The organism is Reinekea marina, from assembly GCF_030409715.1.
GTDB classification, from domain to species: domain Bacteria; phylum Pseudomonadota; class Gammaproteobacteria; order Pseudomonadales; family Natronospirillaceae; genus Reinekea; species Reinekea marina.
Window position 1 is genome coordinate 2,288,726 of record NZ_JAUFQI010000001.1, and the last position, 19,003, is coordinate 2,307,728.

21 protein-coding genes are annotated in these 19,003 nt (G+C 42.7%); 7 read left to right on the forward strand and 14 right to left on the reverse strand.

Annotation, left to right across the window (positions count from 1 at the left end; translation table 11 throughout):
- Nucleotides 1-2 precede the first annotated feature (2 nt).
- Nucleotides 3-947: an alpha/beta hydrolase gene (locus QWZ13_RS12345; RefSeq protein ID WP_290282032.1), complete on the reverse strand. Its 945-nt coding sequence runs from the start codon at nt 945-947 to the stop codon at nt 3-5.
- On the opposite strand from QWZ13_RS12345, the gene lexA reads away from it, so the two are divergent.
- Nucleotides 918-1,520: a transcriptional repressor LexA gene (lexA, locus tag QWZ13_RS12350; protein WP_216001588.1), complete on the forward strand. Its 603-nt coding sequence runs from the start codon at nt 918-920 to the stop codon at nt 1,518-1,520. The two genes, QWZ13_RS12345 and lexA, sit on opposite strands and share 30 nt — an antisense overlap.
- 57 nt (nt 1,521-1,577) lie before the next feature.
- On the opposite strand, the gene dnaQ is transcribed toward lexA, so the two are convergent.
- From dnaQ to QWZ13_RS12365, 3 genes are read right to left on the reverse strand one after another with little or no spacing between them, the layout of a single operon-like run.
- Nucleotides 1,578-2,297, reverse strand: a complete 720-nt coding sequence (dnaQ, locus tag QWZ13_RS12355) for a DNA polymerase III subunit epsilon (RefSeq protein ID WP_290282033.1) — start codon at nt 2,295-2,297, stop codon at nt 1,578-1,580.
- The gene (gene rnhA, locus QWZ13_RS12360; protein ID WP_216001586.1) at nt 2,294-2,737 is read right to left on the reverse strand and encodes a ribonuclease HI; all 444 of its coding nucleotides are present in this window, start codon (nt 2,735-2,737) and stop codon (nt 2,294-2,296) included. Before rnhA ends, dnaQ begins: the two co-directional genes overlap by 4 nt.
- Complete coding sequence (locus tag QWZ13_RS12365; RefSeq protein WP_290282034.1) at nt 2,734-3,531, reverse strand: class I SAM-dependent methyltransferase; 798 nt, start codon at nt 3,529-3,531, stop codon at nt 2,734-2,736. Before QWZ13_RS12365 ends, rnhA begins: the two co-directional genes overlap by 4 nt.
- A 102-nt stretch (nt 3,532-3,633) precedes the next feature.
- On the opposite strand from QWZ13_RS12365, the gene QWZ13_RS12370 reads away from it, so the two are divergent.
- A complete protein-coding gene (locus QWZ13_RS12370) occupies nt 3,634-5,352 on the forward strand; it encodes a LysM peptidoglycan-binding domain-containing protein (RefSeq protein ID WP_290282035.1) in 1,719 nt (572 codons plus the stop codon).
- A gap of 2 nt (nt 5,353-5,354) precedes the next feature.
- Here the strand turns inward: QWZ13_RS12370 and sohB are convergent, their stop codons facing one another.
- A complete protein-coding gene (gene sohB, locus QWZ13_RS12375) occupies nt 5,355-6,419 on the reverse strand; it encodes a protease SohB (protein WP_290282036.1) in 1,065 nt (354 codons plus the stop codon).
- Here sohB and QWZ13_RS12380 point away from each other — a divergent pair.
- Nucleotides 6,408-6,803, forward strand: a complete 396-nt coding sequence (locus tag QWZ13_RS12380) for an SCP2 sterol-binding domain-containing protein (RefSeq protein WP_353958985.1) — start codon at nt 6,408-6,410, stop codon at nt 6,801-6,803. The genes sohB and QWZ13_RS12380 overlap by 12 nt on opposite strands.
- A gap of 60 nt (nt 6,804-6,863) precedes the next feature.
- On the opposite strand, the gene QWZ13_RS12385 is transcribed toward QWZ13_RS12380, so the two are convergent.
- Nucleotides 6,864-8,516: a FimL-related protein gene (locus QWZ13_RS12385; protein ID WP_290282037.1), complete on the reverse strand. Its 1,653-nt coding sequence runs from the start codon at nt 8,514-8,516 to the stop codon at nt 6,864-6,866.
- Nucleotides 8,517-8,518: 2 nt separating this feature from the next.
- Here QWZ13_RS12385 and QWZ13_RS12390 point away from each other — a divergent pair, with 2 nt between their 5' ends.
- The 4 genes from QWZ13_RS12390 (at nt 8,519) to QWZ13_RS12405 (ending at nt 11,780) form a co-directional block, all read left to right on the forward strand.
- Complete coding sequence (locus QWZ13_RS12390; protein ID WP_290282038.1) at nt 8,519-8,668, forward strand: hypothetical protein; 150 nt, start codon at nt 8,519-8,521, stop codon at nt 8,666-8,668.
- Between the two features lie 131 nt (nt 8,669-8,799).
- Nucleotides 8,800-9,792: a tRNA dihydrouridine(20/20a) synthase DusA gene (dusA, locus tag QWZ13_RS12395; RefSeq protein WP_290282040.1), complete on the forward strand. Its 993-nt coding sequence runs from the start codon at nt 8,800-8,802 to the stop codon at nt 9,790-9,792.
- Between the two features lie 80 nt (nt 9,793-9,872).
- A complete protein-coding gene (tal, locus tag QWZ13_RS12400) occupies nt 9,873-10,805 on the forward strand; it encodes a transaldolase (RefSeq protein WP_290282041.1) in 933 nt (310 codons plus the stop codon).
- Nucleotides 10,806-10,922: 117 nt separating this feature from the next.
- A complete protein-coding gene (locus tag QWZ13_RS12405; protein WP_290282042.1) occupies nt 10,923-11,780 on the forward strand; it encodes a DNA replication terminus site-binding protein in 858 nt (285 codons plus the stop codon).
- A 2-nt stretch (nt 11,781-11,782) separates the two neighbouring features.
- On the opposite strand, the gene sthA is transcribed toward QWZ13_RS12405, so the two are convergent.
- Genes sthA through QWZ13_RS12445 form a run of 8 tightly spaced genes read right to left on the reverse strand, consistent with a single transcriptional unit; the run spans nt 11,783 to nt 19,003 of the window.
- Nucleotides 11,783-13,177 (reverse strand): Si-specific NAD(P)(+) transhydrogenase, encoded by a 1,395-nt coding sequence (gene sthA, locus QWZ13_RS12410; RefSeq protein WP_290282043.1) that lies wholly within the window; start codon nt 13,175-13,177, stop codon nt 11,783-11,785.
- A gap of 20 nt (nt 13,178-13,197) precedes the next feature.
- Nucleotides 13,198-13,428, reverse strand: coding sequence for a (Na+)-NQR maturation NqrM (gene nqrM, locus QWZ13_RS12415; protein WP_290282044.1), 231 nt, complete (start codon nt 13,426-13,428; stop codon nt 13,198-13,200).
- A gap of 31 nt (nt 13,429-13,459) precedes the next feature.
- Nucleotides 13,460-14,491, reverse strand: a complete 1,032-nt coding sequence (locus QWZ13_RS12420) for an FAD:protein FMN transferase (protein ID WP_290282045.1) — start codon at nt 14,489-14,491, stop codon at nt 13,460-13,462.
- A gap of 20 nt (nt 14,492-14,511) precedes the next feature.
- The gene (gene nqrF, locus QWZ13_RS12425; RefSeq protein ID WP_216001576.1) at nt 14,512-15,738 is read right to left on the reverse strand and encodes an NADH:ubiquinone reductase (Na(+)-transporting) subunit F; all 1,227 of its coding nucleotides are present in this window, start codon (nt 15,736-15,738) and stop codon (nt 14,512-14,514) included.
- A gap of 21 nt (nt 15,739-15,759) precedes the next feature.
- A complete protein-coding gene (nqrE, locus tag QWZ13_RS12430) occupies nt 15,760-16,368 on the reverse strand; it encodes an NADH:ubiquinone reductase (Na(+)-transporting) subunit E (RefSeq protein ID WP_216001575.1) in 609 nt (202 codons plus the stop codon).
- Nucleotides 16,368-17,027 (reverse strand): NADH:ubiquinone reductase (Na(+)-transporting) subunit D, encoded by a 660-nt coding sequence (locus QWZ13_RS12435; protein WP_290282046.1) that lies wholly within the window; start codon nt 17,025-17,027, stop codon nt 16,368-16,370. Before QWZ13_RS12435 ends, nqrE begins: the two co-directional genes overlap by 1 nt.
- Before the next feature lies 1 nt (nt 17,028).
- A complete protein-coding gene (locus QWZ13_RS12440) occupies nt 17,029-17,808 on the reverse strand; it encodes a Na(+)-translocating NADH-quinone reductase subunit C (protein WP_290282047.1) in 780 nt (259 codons plus the stop codon).
- Nucleotides 17,801-19,003, reverse strand: a complete 1,203-nt coding sequence (locus tag QWZ13_RS12445) for an NADH:ubiquinone reductase (Na(+)-transporting) subunit B (RefSeq protein ID WP_216001572.1) — start codon at nt 19,001-19,003, stop codon at nt 17,801-17,803. The genes QWZ13_RS12440 and QWZ13_RS12445 overlap by 8 nt, the downstream gene beginning before the upstream one ends.

Below are 19,003 nucleotides of genomic sequence, written 5' to 3' on the forward strand. Positions count from 1 at the left end.
CGCTAAGATTGCTTAATAACTAGTTCTAGCAATGTGGGGGTTACATCCTTCTCTAGAATGCGCTGCACTCGGGCTTGCTGCTTGAGGTGGCGCTTAGCCAACGCCACCCCTTTTTTATTTGTAGCAACCCAAACGATGGTATTGGCAACACCCTTCATCGCTTGCAACGCTTCTTTACCTTCTTTGAACGTGAACGATGACAATAACCCATGGCGCTTGAGTTCGTGTCGGAAAAAAGACTGATGTTCAAACTCAGTACCCGCACCTTTTATCCAAGATTTACCGACAAGTTTTAATCGCTTTAACAATTTAATGCCAGGGATCCAGTAGCGCTTTTTACTTTTGACTGGTTTAGCGTTGACGCAATAATAGTGCGCAATAGGTAACGTATAGTTAATGGAATGCAAAGCCATTTGAGCGCCGTATCCTATACTGATCATCTGGATCGGGGCATTGCGTTTTTCATTTATAAACTGAACTACGGCGGGTAAATCGTACTGCGCCATATTTAATAAATAGTTTTGCGAATCATCTTTATTTTTCTTCGATGCACCATGTGCGCGCCAATCCATCAGCCATACAGAAAAACCTGCTTCTAACAATTGGTTCGCTAATGAACTGTACGGCGGTTCATCAAATTGCCAGTGCGTTTGAAAAACATCATGAATCAATAGCACCTGGTTAGATTTAGCGTTAATTTTCGGTTGCAAATGTATAAGCGATATTTCAACGGTTTTATCGGAACTGTTGTTAGGCTTAACTGAATAAGTATCTTCAAAATAAGTATCGCGAACTTCAGCGCGAATAATTTCAACCGGGAAAAAACGACTGCTGCTTTTCAATGAAATAAACCCTTTACACAATGGCTTAGCTGTATATAATCCCAGATACTGTACATAAAAACAGGCTGGAAATCCATGGATAAATTGACCGCTCGACAACAACAAGTTTTAGACGTCATCAAAGATCATATTGATGAAACGGGCTACCCACCTACCCGTGCGGAAATAGCAAAAACACTTGGGTTCAAATCACCCAATGCCGCAGAAGAACATATTAAAGCATTAGCCCGCAAAGGCCATATAGAAATTGTACAAGGGGCCAGTCGTGGAATTCGCTTACCCGAATCCGAAACCGGCTTACCTATTATAGGCCGCGTTGCAGCAGGCTCCCCTATATTGGCGACTGAACAAATCGCAGAATATATGGATTTACCAAAGTCTTTGTTTCAACCAAGTGCCGATTTCCTACTGCAAGTTCAGGGCTTAAGTATGAAAGATATCGGTATTTTAGAAGACGACTTAATTGCCGTTCATAAAACCAATATGGCTAAAAATGGCGATATCGTTGTTGCTCGTGTAGGTGAAGACGTAACGGTAAAACGCTACGAGAAAAAAGGCAGTGTTGTCACGCTACACCCTGAAAATGAAGACTTTTCACCTATTGTTGTTAATTTAGGTCAAGAAGATTTCGAAATTGAAGGTCTATACGTGGGTGTAATTCGACGCTCCATTCATTAGCCTATAAATTGGGCGTTTGTCATAATCTCCATTAACAAACGCCCTAATTTTAAAATCTTACTTAGGCCATTGAATAGGTTGGCCTGTTTTTTTCGCCAGCATGTCTAAAAACGCTTGATGAGCTTCAAGCTCTTCTGCAGATGGGGCGACTTCAATAAGCGCCCCTTGAACTTCACCTAAATTTACCAATGCTGATTCGTCGGTCTCTTCATCCTCATCTTCTTCATCACCAAGCAGTAAATCTGTTTGACCACCCGTGAGCATCAAATAAACATCAGCTAGAATCTCGGAATCGAGTAATGCTCCGTGAAAGGTTCGATGAGAATTATCAATGCCATAACGTTTACATAATGCATCGAGCGATGCTTTAGAACCTGGGTGTTTTTCTCGAGCTACTTTAAGCGTATCCAGAACCGTGCACGCCGATTCAAGCGGCTTAAAAGGTTGATTCCGTTCTTTGGCTAAAATCTCATACTCTGCATTTAAAAAACCCATATCGAAAGCCGCGTTATGGATTACGAGTTCTGCGCCTTCAAGCCACTGCCAAAGCTCATCAGCTACCTCTCGAAACTTTGGGCAGCCTTTTACGCGCTCATTATCAATATTATGAATGCGCACCACTTCTTCAGGGATGTCTCGCTCTGGGTCGATAATATGATGAAAAGTTTTTCCCGTAATCTTGCGGTCAATAACTTCAACACACCCAACCTCTAGAATACGGTCACCTTTCTTAGGGTTTAAACCGGTTGTTTCGGTATCGAGCACTACTTGTCTCATTGTTTTTCCAACTCATCCATTGCTTGGTTTGCTAATTGATCGGCCAATTCATTCATCGGATCGCCCGCATGCCCTTTAACCCAATGCCAACTTACATCATGTTGCGTCATGAGATCATCTAACCTTATCCATAAGTCTTGATTTTTAACGGGCTTACGGCTGGCTGTTTTCCAGCCATTTTTCTTCCAGTTGGTGATCCAACTGGTAATTCCTTGCTTCACATATTGTGAATCGGTGTATAACTTGACTTCCATTCTACGCTTCAGTGCATTCAGCCCTTCGATAGCAGCCAATAATTCCATTCGATTATTAGTAGTATCAGGCTCACTTCCATACAGCTTTTTTTGCTGATCACCCCACAATAGCACAGCGCCCCAGCCACCAGGCCCTGGATTACCTCGGCAGCCTCCATCGGTGTAGATCGTTACTGAATTCTTCAAACTTTTGTCCTTGCTGTTGTTTGGCCGCCCAATGAGGCATCGAGAAAGCCTTTTTTAATTGTAGAGTGAGATGGCGGCAACTTGCCATACACTTGCTTATAGCCCACTAACAGATAAACCGAACCGGCAAATGGAAAAATACTGCGAAATAGCTTTGAGAGTCGTTCACTTTGGGTAAGTTTTTTAGGTTTCAAAATAGGAGGCATAAAAATATGACGCTCGTGGCGTTCTAATTCAAAATTGAGCAGATGCATCCAATCTTCAACTCGACCGCTTCTTATAAATCGAGAACTCCAAACCCCAGCCGACTTTCTACGGCCTTTTATCAAGGCCATAAGCCCCCACAAACTAAAGGGATTAAAACCTATTACTATGAGTAAACCACCTGGTTTTAGTGCAATTGCCCCTTCCCTTACGGCTTGATACGGGTCATCGCAAACGTCTAATGTATGATGCATTAACACCATATCAACGCTTTCTGGTTCAAAGGGTAGGCTTTCAGGCTCAGCCTGAACAGAGGGGCAAAGCGCGCGGTGCTCAAGTTGAGACACAATAATACCGGATCCAAATAAACGTTTTTCAAACAATGCATCATGATGACCCGAGTCTAATTGCACCATTACCGAGGCAAAACGACCCGACACAGCCCGAGATACCAACGATTTTTCAGCATTTATTAAAATCTCGCCCAGGCCTGTGGTATACCAATGAGACAGCGCTAACTCCTGCTCTGCGGCACTTTCAGGACCTTTTCGATAAACTTGTTTAAATCGCCGCTTTAATCGTTTAACCAACTAAGCCTCTCTTTACTTTTCAACACCTTGCGCCTGAGCCGAATCAAAAATAGAATTATCCCTCATCTCATTCACAGTCACAAATAACAGAATCGATCCTTAATGAATTTTACTCAAAATATAACCCTGTTTATATCGGCTCTGGCACTTGTAAGTTGCCAGATGATACCGACACAAACGTCGATGACTAGTGAAGACACCCTAGTTTCAGAAAACGACCTTACGATCAATCAAGATTCAGGGACCGAATCTGCTATTCAAGCCTTAGAAAGAGACCTCATTACCGATATCATCAACTACCACTATGCCGCTAAAACAAAAGACCAGCTAACAGATTACGAATTAGCTTGGGAACAGCCTCTCGACTTATCTCGCCCAGATCCATATGCAAAATACCCTGACGACTTGTATCAGGTTTTACGTCGAGGCTTCGTATTTGACCTCACGGTTGAAGACCCACGCATCACCGCACAATTAATGTATTACGCCAAACACCAAAGCTATATTAACCGAGTTAGCGATCGCGCATCACGATACATGTATCACATCGTTCAAGAGATCGAAAAGCGAGATATGCCGATGGACTTGGCTCTATTGCCAATCGTGGAATCTGCTTTTGACCCATTTGCGTACTCACACGGCAGCGCAGCAGGAATGTGGCAGTTTATTCCGTCTACAGGCAAAATGTATGGTTTAAAGCAAAACTGGTGGTATGACGGCCGTAGGGATGTAGTTGAATCTACCCGCGCAGCACTTGACTACTTAGACGATTTGCAAAGGATGTTCGATGGCGACTGGCTTTTAGCATTGGCTTCCTATAATTCTGGACCTGGTACGGTATTTAAAGCGCAACGTAAAAATCGCGCCGCTGGTAAACCAACCGATTTTTGGCATTTAGATTTACCGCGTGAAACGGAAGCCTATGTTCCGAAAATGTTTGCATTGGCTAAACTATTTCACAGCCCCGATGTATATGGTGTAGAACTTCCCATTGTGCCAAATGAGCCGTTTTTTGCTGAAGTAACGCCAGGCGGCCAAATCGATCTTGCTCAGGCTGCGACCTTAGCCGATATGGAACTCAGTGAAATTTATTTACTTAATCCAGGCTACAATCGATGGGCTACAGACCCTGACGGCCCGGACCGTTTATTAGTTTTCGCTGACAACAAAGAAATTTTTGAAGAAAATATTAAAAACCTACCGGCCGACAGCCGATTAACCTGGCAACGACACACAATTAAACCCGGAGATTCTCTCCTTTCAATCGCCAAAAACTATGAAGTAACGGTAGACGTAATCCGCGACGTTAATAAGATTCGTGGTAATTTAATCCGCGCAGGCGATACTTTATTAATCCCCGTAGCCAGTAAAGGTGATAATTATTATTCTCTCAGCGCTGATAACCGCTTAAAGGTTAAGCAAAATGCTCTTTCGGGCAGCAGTAAGCAACGCACGGATTATATTGTACGAAGCGGCGATACCTTTTGGGATATATCTCAAAAGTTTGACGTGAGCGTTCAAAGCATAGCTCGTTGGAACAATATGGCTCCCAAAGACATTCTTCGACCTGGGCAAAAGCTGGCCATCTGGACGGCACCAAGCGCCAACACAACTACAAATAATGCGATCGCTAGCATGCAAGACCGCGAAGTGGTTCGTAAGGTGGGGTATGTTGTTAGAAGTGGCGATTCATTATCTCGAATCGCCAGTAAGTTTAACGTTCGAATCAAAGACATCGAAAAATGGAATACGATCACCGGTAAATACCTTCAACCCGGCGATCGCTTAACTTTATACGTAGATGTTACTCAGATTCAATAAACTTAAGGCAACCAACGCTTTTTAAGCAGCGCCTCTGCACTTTCAAAGAATGCGCTGCTGGCACCCTTAAGACGTTGCTCCAAAGACTTCTGTGGCTCCCAAGTAACGCGATAGACGTCTTTTGAGGCTGCTAAAGACTGTAAGTACTCATCGCTGGTTTTGATCTCATCTACCAAATTCAACTCTATAGCATCTTCGGCCAACCAAAAATCACCTTCCGATACGGCATCGATATCTAGCTGCTCACGTTGCGAGGATACCAATGTTTTAAACCGTTGATGAATAGCGTTTAAATCTTCTAAATGCTTTTGACGGCCTTCTTCTGTGTTTTTGCCCATTAGAGTTAATGGCGCTTTATGTTTACCGGCCGTTAAAACGTCTACGTCTACATCAAATCGCTTTAAAAAACGATGAACGTTAGGTACTTGGCTTAACACGCCTATAGAACCGACAATGGCAAACGGTGCTGCATAAATTTTATCGCCAACACAAGCCATCATGTATCCACCGCTTGCCGCAACTTTATCGATGCAAATGGTCAATTTTAAACCGGCTTCTTTTAATCGAATCAGTTGAGATGCCGCCAAACCATACCCAGAAACTGCTCCTCCTGGGCTTTCTAGACTGACAACAACTTCTTGCCCTGGTTCAGCAATCGATAAAATAGCGGTCACTTCTCTTCTCAAAGACTCGACTTGTGAAGCCTGTATGTCACCTTTAAATAAGATACTGAAAGCCTTTTCTTTGTCTTCTGGAGCTTTAGCCTGTTGCTTCTTTTTGGCTTTTTCGTCTTTTTCCAGCGCTTTGAGTGCCTTTTTAGACAGCATATTCTGCTGCATATGACTCTTTAGGCTTTCCCACTGCTTATTTAAGAATACAGTAGATAATTTACCTTTGGCAGCACCGCCGGATTCAGATTTAGAGGCTTTTATTAAAACGCCCACTATAATTATAAATGCCACCAAGAACGTGACTGTTTTTAGTAGGTAAAGGAAATAATCGGACCACAAAATAGCATTCTCCATCAATTTAAAACTATTGTTTAAAACATTTGTTTGATTTTTCATTCCATCAACACATACAATGCAGGCAGGCCACTGATGCTGTCAACCGACAAAAGTATGTTTAGGAGCGTAAATATGAGTGCAATCGCTGAAGCGTTTGGAAAAATAGAATCTAAATTCAATGCCTCTGCTGCTGCAGGGTTAGATGTTGTATTTCAATTCAATGTAGATGGTGAAACGTTTCACTTAGTTGTTGCAGACAACGCCTGCAAGCTTGCAGAAGGTGAACATAATGACCCAACTGTTACCTTGATCATGGATCACGCGACTTTAGAAGAGATCATAAGTGGTGATCTAAACGGCATGCAAGCTTTTATGGCTGGCCGATTACGCACAGAAGGCGATATGATGTTAGCAACTCGTTTATCGGATCTTTTCGGAATTTAAGATTGTCTAAACGCATAAAAAAAGGGCGATCAATCGCCCTTTTTAGTGCCCACGACTTATCTATACATGCAATGACTTAAGCGAATGAACCGCTAAATTCAGAATATCAAGATTATCATTACCGCTTAATAACCCTTCCAAATAAAACTCTAAACTCGACAGCGCATCGGCAAACAACTCCAATTGCTTACCATTAATCAAAGTACCACTTTCGAGTAGGTCACGCTCTACAAATGCAATGGCTCGCCCAACTAAGTCGGCGGCTTGATCACTGCTCAAAAAAACCAAAGCCCCACGAACGCCATTTAAAGTGGGCACTACATTCGCCAAATGCAATTTATCGCCATTTGAATCCATATAAGAAGAAATAGAACGCTTCGCTAAGGCCAAACCAGATTCAGACTCATCGATCAATACAACTCTTGCTTCATGCACTTGCGCTTTAAATGCCTTATTGTCGCCTTCTTGATCTAACTGAGACTGACCTTGAAGCAATCGAGATAAGGCACTCTCAGCGTATAACACGACATCGGCAATATTTAACAAATCTTCATGCGTTGGAGCCGCGTTGTCAGCCCAACCACCAACAATTTTAGCTTGATTTTTCATGACATTTGATGGGCTCTGCAAGCCTAACATCACGTAAATATCTGCGACTTTAACAAGACGTTCCGTTAATTCCTTTGCCGAAAAATTACCGCCGCGCGCCACTTGGTCCACAGTATCTTTAATTGCATTGATATCATCTTTGAGGGCTTCTGCAACGCTTTCCATAACGCCTAACCCAGGGCTAAATAACAGCTGACGCTGCTCTTCTAGTATAGCTTCTGAATACTCTACAATGGGTAGGTTATAAAACTTAGCCACTTGCCGTGCTTTTAAGCTGTCACTTTTATTAATGGCAATTAAATAAAGGAATTCTTTTATTAACGGGATGCTCGGTGACTTCTTTAACGATTCCGGTGCCTGCAGTATTAGCTTTTTTAGCTCTCTATCTAGAAGCGAAAACAATCGTTTTCTCGTAGGCGTCATAGAGGCGTTATTTTGCACCATCGCCTCAATAGCACCAGAAGCAACCCACCAAAGTGGCGCACAAGGAATGGTTCCCAATAGCTTATCAATGCGTGCTAAAGCTAAACCCATATAGCGCATTGCGCCAATGGTTCGATCACCGCGAATCATATGCAATAAAGAAGCTTGGTACATATGACGGTATTTTTTAAGAGCCGTGATGGTCTCTCGTGTAATGCGAACTTTTTGCCCCGAAGACGGCTTTCCAGCCTTAAAGCTGAAATCGAAAAAGTATCCTTCTCCCAAGACAGAGGCACCACGAGCGATTCGAATTTGGTTTATGGCCGGCAACAGAACTGCAGGCACCACTTTGTTTTTTAAACTGATTAACTCTAAATATCGGCTAAGAATGACTAACCCTTGGCTGATGCTTTCTAAAATCCCTTTATTTGAGTTCGCAACTTGATCAACTTCTGAACTCATGGAATTGAGCCCAGCGTTCATTTCATCACAAACAAATATTGCAGCAGGCTCTTCTAACATTTGGAATATGCCACGTAACTGGCGGACATAGTCTTGAACCTGCTCTAGATGAGACAATTCCGATGCATCTTCGCTATACCCTTCTAAGGCTGATTGTGCCTGTTGGATGGTAGCTTCCAGCTCACCTTTAATAGCGTCTTTTGAAAAAATTGCACTCATGGATGTTCCTATTAACTTGTTCTTATTTCTCGAACAATGACCTAAATAAATACAAATCGATTACAAGTGGTTTAAATTACCCTTTAAAGAGGCATTTTACCAGTGGGGATGAGGGTTTAGCGTTAAAACTCAAAGCAAAGTCTCAAAAATAGCCGTATTTTTGACGAGTTACCCTTATATTCAAACATTTTAGGTTATACCTATGATGTTTGGCTCGGATTTCTTATAATTCAACGTCACTACAGCCCATCTTTTCTTGCGACATTCTTGAGACTCTCATTTCATGACACAAACGCTTTACAAACATCCTTTTTCGGTTGCCCCCATGATGGATTGGACAACATCTGAATGCCGTCAATTTCATCGAAAGTTGACAAAAAACGCCCTACTTTACACTGAAATGGTCACAACTGGCGCGATCGTTCATGGTGATAAAGAAAGGTTTTTACGATTCAACCCCGATGAACAACCGGTTTCACTACAGCTAGGCGGCCATGACCCGAAAGACCTAGCAACCTGCTCAACGTTGGCACAGCAATGGGGATACAATGAAGTTAACCTCAATGCGGGTTGCCCGAGTGATCGCGTTCAAAACGGCATGATTGGCGCAATACTCATGGCGCACAGCCAAATAGTGGGCGACGGACTCAAAGCAATGCAGGACGCTTCAGATATAGAAGTAACTCTTAAGCACCGGATCGGCATTGATGATATGGACAGTTACGACTTTATGAGAGATTTTGTTGGCCATGTTCATAGTATCTCAGAGTGTAGAACGTTTATCGTCCATGCTCGAAAGGCAATATTGCAAGGCTTGAGTCCAAAAGAAAACCGCGAAATCCCCCCTTTAGATTATGATCGCGTTATAAAGTTAAAGCAGGACTTCCCACACTTAAATATAGTCATCAATGGCGGAATTAAGAGCCATGAAGACGGCTTAGCGCTAATGAATAAGGGTTTAGACGGTGTAATGTTAGGACGGGAAGCGTACCAAAACCCATTATGCCTAAGAACAGTCGACTCCCTATACTACGGCTCTAAAGACGCATTCGAATCTCCACAAGCATTGAACCAAGCTTTAATAAGTTGGATTAACCAAGAGGTATCCGCAGGTAAACCTCTGAAGTATATCGCACGGCATATGCTTGGGTTATATTCAGGAAAACCAGGCTCGCGCCAATATCGACGATATTTAAGTGAAAACATACATAAAGCAGAATCTACCGCTGCTGTATTTGAACATGCTATAGGGCTTATAAAGGTTGATTCTTTTTAATATCAATTCAACTGACTAAAGGCTTCTCTTTTTGTTACAAAAGCCATAAACTTGACCAAACAGTCCATAAAAGCAGAGATATGATGAATAAATTAAAGCAGCTACAAGAAAACACCATCATTGTTGCCGACACCGGCGATATTGAAGCCATCAGTAAGTATGCGCCTCAAGATGCGACTACAAACCCCTCTTTGATTCTTAAAGCCGTTCAGAGCGGGCAATTTGACTCTCATATTGAAAAACTTGCTAAAAGCAACTTATCGTTTGAAGCATTTATGGACCAAATTGCAACGACCGTCGGTGTTGAAATTTTACAATTGGTACCAGGCTATGTTTCTACGGAAGTAGATGCTCGTTTATCATTTGATAAAGCAGCGACAATTGAAAAGGCACAAGCTTTAATTGCTTTATACGAAGCCGCGGGCTATTCGCGAGATCGCATCTTAATTAAGATGGCGAGTACTTGGGAAGGCATCCAAGCTGCAGCCGAACTAGAGAAAGAAGGTATTCACTGCAACCTAACGCTTTTGTTTGGAATGGCTCAAGCTCGCGCCTGTGCTGATGCAAATGTCACTTTGATCTCCCCTTTTGTTGGCCGAATTTTAGACTGGTATAAAAAATCGACTGGTGAAGACTACACAGCGAAAACAGACCCAGGTGTTTTGAGCGTACAAGAAATTTTCAACTTCTATAAAAAACATGGCTATAAAACCATTGTTATGGGTGCTAGCTTCCGAAATATCGGTGAAATTGAACAACTGAACGGCTGTGATCGTTTAACTATTTCGCCAGGCCTTTTGGAAGAACTCAGTCAAGATACAGGCCCGCTAAAAACATTATTAAAATACGACGATGCGGTTCAACCAGCGCCAGCAGCAATTACTGAAGCTCAGTTCCGCATTGAGTTGAATCAAGATGCCATGGCCACGGAAAAACTCGCTGAAGGTATTCGTAACTTTATTAAAGATACAGAAACGCTAGAAGCCTTGGTTAAATCTAAGTTTTTAAGTTAATCCCTGCTTATACTTCAGAAAACGGTGCTGAGAATCTTCATTTCAGCACCTTCTCCTTGAATAATACGTACACCTCGCGTAAATTTATCTAAAATCAAAATAGATAACGGTATAAAAATGGAAGCTCAGCTCTATAAACAATTTGAAGCTTTGCGAGATTCAATGCGTGATTTTTCCAGAATGCTATCGGATGACCGCAATACTTTATGGCTCGCACCGTGGAATCACTTAGACAGCCGCTCTACCATTGAAGATATTTTATTCGATCTTTGGTATCAAGATGACCAAGATGGCCGAGAAACACGCGTCTATCCTGGGTTAGTAGGCATTACACCGCACCAGATAACTTATGCAAATGAGATCAATTTAGCAAAAGATCGATTTCGTAAAACAGTCCAAAAAATCAAAGCGGACGATTCTGCTTTTTGGCGTGACGTTCAAGGACGATTAGCCAAACGCTATAAAACTTTAAACGATCAATTAACCCGAGACGGGCTTGCCAGAATTCACCTAAAACAAGTGTTCAGGCACTTGCCTCTTGTGGTCAGTCGTCCCGAAAAAGTTGGATTCAGTTGGTACACCAGCGGTCGATCGATACAAAAAATCACGACGAAAGACGCTTACGACTTACTGTGCAAACTCAATACAGAGTCTGCGCACATTCAAATTCAACTAGAGCGATTGGCGGCTTTGCCATCGAATGAACCTTTAGCGCGAGTGCAAAAGCAAGCGCCTGTATTGCGTGCTAATATTGTGTTTGCGAATAAACAGCGGCGTTCACTTAATGTATCTCTTCCTCTATTGTTTCCTAACGAGGGTCAAATAGATCTGCCCGACTTTAATATTCCACCACAGACTCCGCCAGCGCAAAGGCAACGATTAGTACGTTCAGATAATAGGATAGAAGATGAGGCATACCTCCCCTCTATTCGAGTGCATCGGTATGCCCAACAGCAAAAAACCAATTTTTTCTAAAATTAGAAAATTCGATTTAATCCGTTTAAAGCAGCTACCCGATAAGCTTCAGCCATTGTTGGGTAGTTAAAGGTATGTTCTAAGAAATAGCGAATCGTATTGCCACCGTCGGTTTGCGCCATAATAGCCTGGCCAATGTGCAAAATTTCTGCAGCCTGATCACCAAAACAATGAATTCCCAATAGCTCAGTTGTTTCTCTGTGGAAGAGTAATTTTAAGACCCCTGTTTCTTCGCCAGTAATTTGAGCTCTCGCAGTATCTTTAAAGTAAGCTTTGCCAATTTCATACGGCACTTTTGCTTCGGTCAGTTCGCGCTCTGTTTTACCAATAGACGATATTTCTGGAATCGTATAAATGCCCGTTGGTACAGAATTAATTTTACGATAAGTACCATTGTTGGTGATAACGCCAGATACAGAACGGCCTTGATCATAAGCGGCACTGGCTAAACTTGGCCAACCGATCACATCACCTGCGGCAAACACATGTTCTACACTGGTTTGATAATGGTCATTCACTTTAATCTGACCACGACCATCGGCTTGTAAGCCAATTGCATCAAGGTTTAATTTATCTGTATTTCCGGTTCGACCATTCGCCCACATAAAGGCATCCGCTTTGATCTTTTTACCAGACTCTAACGTTAAAATGATGTGGTCGTCGAACCCTTCTACACTTTTGAAAGACTCGGCATGACGAATCATTACCCCATGGCCTCGTAAGTGATAAGACAATGCATCTGATATTTCATCGTCCATAAACGCCAACAAGCGTTCACCTGGGTTGATCAAATCAACTTTTGACCCTAATCCATTAAAAATAGATGCATACTCACACCCAATAACACCAGCTCCGTAAATAACTATATGCCGAGGCGTACCATCAAAATTTAAAATCGTATCGCTATCAAACACTCGCGGATGGTTGAAGTCTATTTCTGGTGGGCGGTAAGGCCGAGACCCAGTAGCAATGACAAAGTTCTTAGCGCGAAACTTTTCTGTTTGACCATCGGGGAGTACCAAAGTAAGTGTATTGTCGTCTTCAAAACTGGCTTCGCCAACTTTTAAGTCGACGTTGTTGCGTGCGTAAAAACGTGCGCGCATTGCCACTTGTTGATCAATAACTTTTTGGGCTGTTTTTCGAACGTCTTGGTAAGACAGCCATTTAGGTTCGGCCATATTACGAAACATCGGGTTGCGATTAAAACGCATGACCTGATGAACTGCGTGACGTAGCGCTTTTGAAGGAATCGTACCTTGGTGAGTACAGTTGCCACCCACCTCTTCTCGTAGGTCAACCACCGCAACCCTTAAGTTGGCTTTTGCACCATTCATAGCAGCGCTTTCACCTGAGGGGCCACTGCCTATAACAATTAAATCGTAATCAAAATTCGACATAGTAATCCTAAGAGCTGTAATTATTTAGGCTCGCTTGCATCGTAGAAAGCAGAACTGGATTCAACTTCGCCCTCAAAGGCATCGTCTTTATCACATTTGGTTTTATCGCCACCGCAAACATCGCATTCAGATTCCATTCCAATCGCAGCCATGCCACCGCAAGAACCGGCAATAGGTTTACGACCAAAAATAACGCCTACGGCCATCACAATGACAAACATTGCCATAAAAGCAAAAACCACTATAAACATATTTAACATTTTAATGCCTCCAAACTTAAACTCAGTTAACGGCTAAAGGTCCAAATAATCGGACAAATGAATCAGATGCCGCCACTTTAAATGCCTTGTCTTCTCGATAGATAAAATAGGCCGCTATATTTTGCTCGTTTGCTATATTTAACGCTTTTTCTAATCCCATCGCCATAAAAGCCGTTGCATAAGCATCTGCATCCATGCAATTTCGCATAATAACCGATGTCGATGCTAAGTTATGACTAACAGGATAGCCTGTTTTTGGGTTTATGGTATGGCTATATCGAACACCATTTGTTTCAAAATAATTTCGATAATCCCCACTGGTGGCAATAGCCATATCCGTTAAGGGAAGTACATCAAACACTTCACGCAAGCCATCTGTAGGCGTTTCAATAGCAATGAGCCAAGCTTCGTCATTTGGCTTTACGCCTGCGCTGCGCATTTCTCCACCAATTTCGACTAAAAACTGCTCAATTCCCTCTTCTAACAAGTACTCAGCAACTAAATCTACAGCATAACCTTTAGCAATGGCGGACAAATCTAATTCAGACGCCGCTGTTTTACTTAAGGCCTGTGAGGAGATGACTTTCACATTATCATACCCAACCAATGGTAAGCGTTGACCTATCTCAAATGCTGATGGTTCTTCACTCACATCGGGAGATGGACCAAAACCCCATAAATCAACTAAAGGCGCAATCGTAGGGTCAAAATAACCGTGTGTTGCGTTAGAAACTTCCAACGCGCGCGTTACGACGGCTGCGGTTCGGCTACTGACATCAAGCACTTCACCTATATCAATTGCTTTAAACTTTGATAAATCTGAACTTGGCAGATAAGTCGACATTCTAGCGTTGATATCAGACAAAATGCCTTCTATACCAAGTTGCAGTCGCTGCGATTTTGACAACGATGATACAATTTTAATGTGATAACTGGTGCCCATGGAATAACCATAAAGGCTTTGTATTTCATTTTTTTCAGTAAAACTGCATGCTGATAAAAAGCCCACCAAAAGGTAGGCTTTGAATACAGTGAATAACACATGCTTTCGCATTTATTTCTCGCTGTTAATTGTTAGCCGCCGAAGTCATCAAGCAAGATATTATCTTTCTCAACGCCTAAGTCTTCTAACATTTTGATCACGGCTGCGTTCATCATTGGAGGCCCACACATGTAGTACTCGCAATCTTCCGGCGCTTCATGATCTTTCAAGTAATTCTCATAAAGAACATTATGAATGAAGCCAGTATAACCATCCCAGTTGTCTTCTGGCATAGGATCCGACAACGCTAGGTGCCATTCAAAGTTATCGTTCTCGCGAGCCAGCATATCGTATTCTTCTTGATAGAAAGCTTCGCGCATAGAGCGAGCTCCGTACCAAAAGCTAATTTTACGCTTGCTGTTTAGTCGCTTAAGTTGGTCGAAGATATGTGAACGCATCGGCGCCATACCAGCACCACCACCTACGAAAACCATTTCAGCATCAGTGTCTTTGGCAAAGAACTCACCAAAAGGACCGTAAACATCGATAGTGTCGCCTGGTTTTAAGTTAAATACATATGAACTCATGATACCCGGTGGATGATCGGTACCTGGAGGTGGTGACGCCACTCGAATATTAAACTTAACAATACCCTTTTCTTCAGGGTAATTCGCCATAGAATAAGCACGAATAGTTGGCTCTGTCACTTTAGACTTGTACTGCCAAATATTAAATTTATCCCAATCTGGGTGATACTCTTCTTCAATGTCGAAATCTTTGTATTCAATCTCGTGCGGTGGGCATTCTAATTGCACATAGCCACCCGCTCGGAAATCAACATTCTCACCTTCTGGAAGCTTAAGCGTAAGTTCTTTAATGAATGTGGCCACGTTCGGGTTAGATTCAACCGTACAAGTCCACTTCTTTACGCCAAAGAACTCTGGCTCAACTTCAATTTTCATGTCTTGCTTAACAGCAACCTGACAAGACAAACGCCAGCCTTCTCGTAATTCACCCTTTGTGAAATGTGGTTGCTCTGTTGGCAATGCTTCTCCACCGCCCTCTAAAACCTTACATTTACACTGCGCACAGGTACCGCCGCCACCACAGGCGGATGATAAAAATACACCGTTTGCTGAAAGTGTTTGCAATAACTTTCCGCCAGCGGCTGTTGTAATTTTTTTATCGTCGTCATCGTTAATATTAATGGCGACGTCACCACTGTTTACCAGCTTTGAACGTGCTGACAAAATAACTGCCACCAAAGCCAAAACAATGACGGTAAACAGTACAACGCCTAAAATAATTTCAGTTGTCATAATTTGAATCCCTTTGGTGTATTACAGCGAAACGCCTGAGAAAGACATAAAGCCTAACGACATTAAACCAACCGTTGCAAAGGTAATGCCTAAGCCTCGTAAGCCTTCTGGTACATCACTGTACTTCAGCTTTTCACGAATACCGGCCAACGCAACAATGGCCAATGCCCAACCTGCGCCTGCACCGACACCATAAACTACGCTTTCGCTAAAGTTGTAATCACGCTCCACCATAAACAACGACGCACCCAAAATTGCGCAGTTCACCGTAATAAGTGGTAAAAACACGCCAAGCGCGTTGTATAAAGCTGGGAAATAACGATCAAGTACCATCTCTAAGATTTGTACGATCGCAGCAATTACGCCAATGTAGCTAAGGTATCCTAAGAAACTTAAATCAGCTTCAGGAAAACCCGCCCAAGCCAAAGCCCCTTCTTGTAATACGTAAACGTATAAAAGGTTGTTCACCGGAACAGTAATCGCTTGAACAACAATAACCGCAACACCCAAACCAATGGCAGCGGATACCTTCTTGGAAATAGCCAAGAAAGTACACATGCCTAAGAAGAATGCCAAGGCCATGTTTTCAACAAACACAGCTCGGATAAATAGACTGATTAGGCCTTCCATTAGTGAGCCTCCTTATTTACGTTCTTGGCAATTTTATAGTCTTCGGCTTCTACCTGATCTTTTTGGTACAAACGCAACCACCAAATAAAACCAGCGATAATGAAGAATGCGCTCGGCGGCAACAATAGCAACCCATTTGGAATGTACCAGCCACCGTCATTGACCAATGGCAAAATTGTTATGCCAAAGAGCTTACCTGCACCTAAAAACTCACGAATTACCGCGATAAAAATAAGTACAACGCTGTAGCCTAAACCATTTCCGATGCCATCCATAAAGCTTGAACGTGGTGGGTTAGACATTGCGAATGCTTCTGCACGCCCCATCACAATACAGTTGGTAATAATTAGACCAACAAAGACCGACAGCTGCTTTGAAATATCATAAGCAAAGGCTTTCAAAATTTGGTCCACAACAATTACCAGTGAAGCAATAATCGTCATCTGAACAATGATTCGAATGTTCGAAGGAATGAAGTTTCGAATCAAAGAGATAAAAAAGTTAGAAAATGCAGTAACCGTGGTCAATGCTAAACACATAACCAACGTAACCTGTAGGCTTGTTGTAACAGCTAGTGCCGAACAGATACCTAAGATTTGCAATGCAATCGGGTTGTTTTCAAAAATTGGAGAAAACAAAATCTTTTTAGTATCAGACATATTAAGCTCCTCCTGCTTTAAGGTTTTCTAAGAACGGCTTGAAGCCATCTTCACCTAACCAATACTGAACAAGGTTTGTCACACCGTTACTCGTCAATGTAGCGCCACTTAGGCCATCGACTCTGTGGTTTGCTTCAAACTCGTTGGCCGGGTTAATTGATCCCTTTTTCAAGCCTATGACGGCTTCGCCATTGTTATAAACTTGCTTGCCTGGCCACATTGACTTCCACTTAGGATTATCAACTTCGCCACCTAAGCCGGGCGTTTCTGCGTGATCATAAAAACCTAAACCCACGACCGTATTCAGATCGTTCTCAAGAGCAATAAAGCCCCAGAGTGTAGACCACAAGCCATAGCCACGAACCGGCAAAATGATAATATCGAGCTCACCTGCACTGTCGCGCACCAAATAAACTTCAGTAAACGTTTCACGGCGCTTGATGCCTGCTGGGTCTTCTTTTTTACCCAGTGCTTTTGTAATTTCTGGATTAGAAATTGCTTTCACTGGATCAAAAGTATCCACGTCGAACTCAGTTGAAAACTGACCAGTTTCAATATTGACCAACCGTGTTTCAATTTGCTCGAACTGCTCTTCAACCGTTTTACCTTCAACTAAAAGGCCGGCCGCTGATAAGATATTTCGTTTTAAGTCGAGTTCTTTATTCTTTACTTGCAGTGGGCGCAACGCAACCGCGGACGATGCCACAATAATTGCGCAAACCAGACAAACGGCAAAAGCGACCGTAAAGATATATTGAATGGAGTCTTTATTCTTAGCCACGAGCTAACCTCCGCTTGATGTTCCGTTGAACAACAAAGTAATCGATCGTTGGGGCGAAAATATTGGCAAATAAAATTGCTAACATGATGCCTTCTGGGAATGCTGGGTTAATGACCCGAATTAAGATAGTCATTAGGCCAACCAACACACCAAACCAAATTTTACCTGCATTGGTCATGGCCGCTGAGACTGGGTCGGTTGCCATGAACATCATGCCAAAGGCAAAGCCACCAATAACTAGGTGCCAATACCATGGAATAGCAAACATCGGATTGGTTTCAGAGCCGGTTACATTGAACAATAATGTTGTGGCAATTAAGCCGATCATTACACCCAATACAATTCGCCATTGAACAATACCCATTACCATAAGCACGAAGCCACCTAACAAGATCATCAAAGTAGATACTTCACCTACTGAGCCCTGTTGGAAACCTAAGAACGCTTCCATCCAAGTTAGGCTGCCGATCATGTTATCTACCAAGCCATCCGAGAAAGCTACGCTGAGCGCAGTTGCCCCGGAAAAACCATCGACTGCGGTCCAAACAGCATCACCCGACATAGAAGCAGGATAAGCAAAGTACAAGAACGCACGGCCTGTTAATGCCGGGTTTAGGAAGTTCTTGCCGGTGCCACCGAAAATCTCTTTACCGATAACAACACCAAACGAAATACCTAATGCCACAGCCCAAAGCGGGATAGTTGGCGGACAAATCAACGCGAATAAAATAGAAGTAACAAAGAAACCTTCATTAACTTCATGGCCACGAATAGAGGCAAAGAGGATTTCCCAGAATATCCCTACTGCGAAGGTAACGATATAAATAGGTAAAAAGTAGACTGCGCCGAAAGCAAAGTTATCCCACAAGCTTGAAGGATCGTTTCCGGCAATCAGGCCGATAATAGCTTCACGCCAAGTATCAGCAAACACACCGGCACCACTGGCAACAGCGGTATTGGCTTGAAACCCTAGGTTCCACATTCCCCAAAACATGGCTGGGAATACAAATAGCCAAACCATAATCATCATACGTTTCAAATCCATGCCGTCACGTACATGTGACGAAGAATGCGTATTGGATGCAACTTTATATAAAGCTGTGTCTATCGCTTCAAACAATGGATACAACGGCGCATATTTTCCGCCTTTGTGAAACTGAGGTTCGATTTTATCTAAAAAAGCCCGAAGACCCAT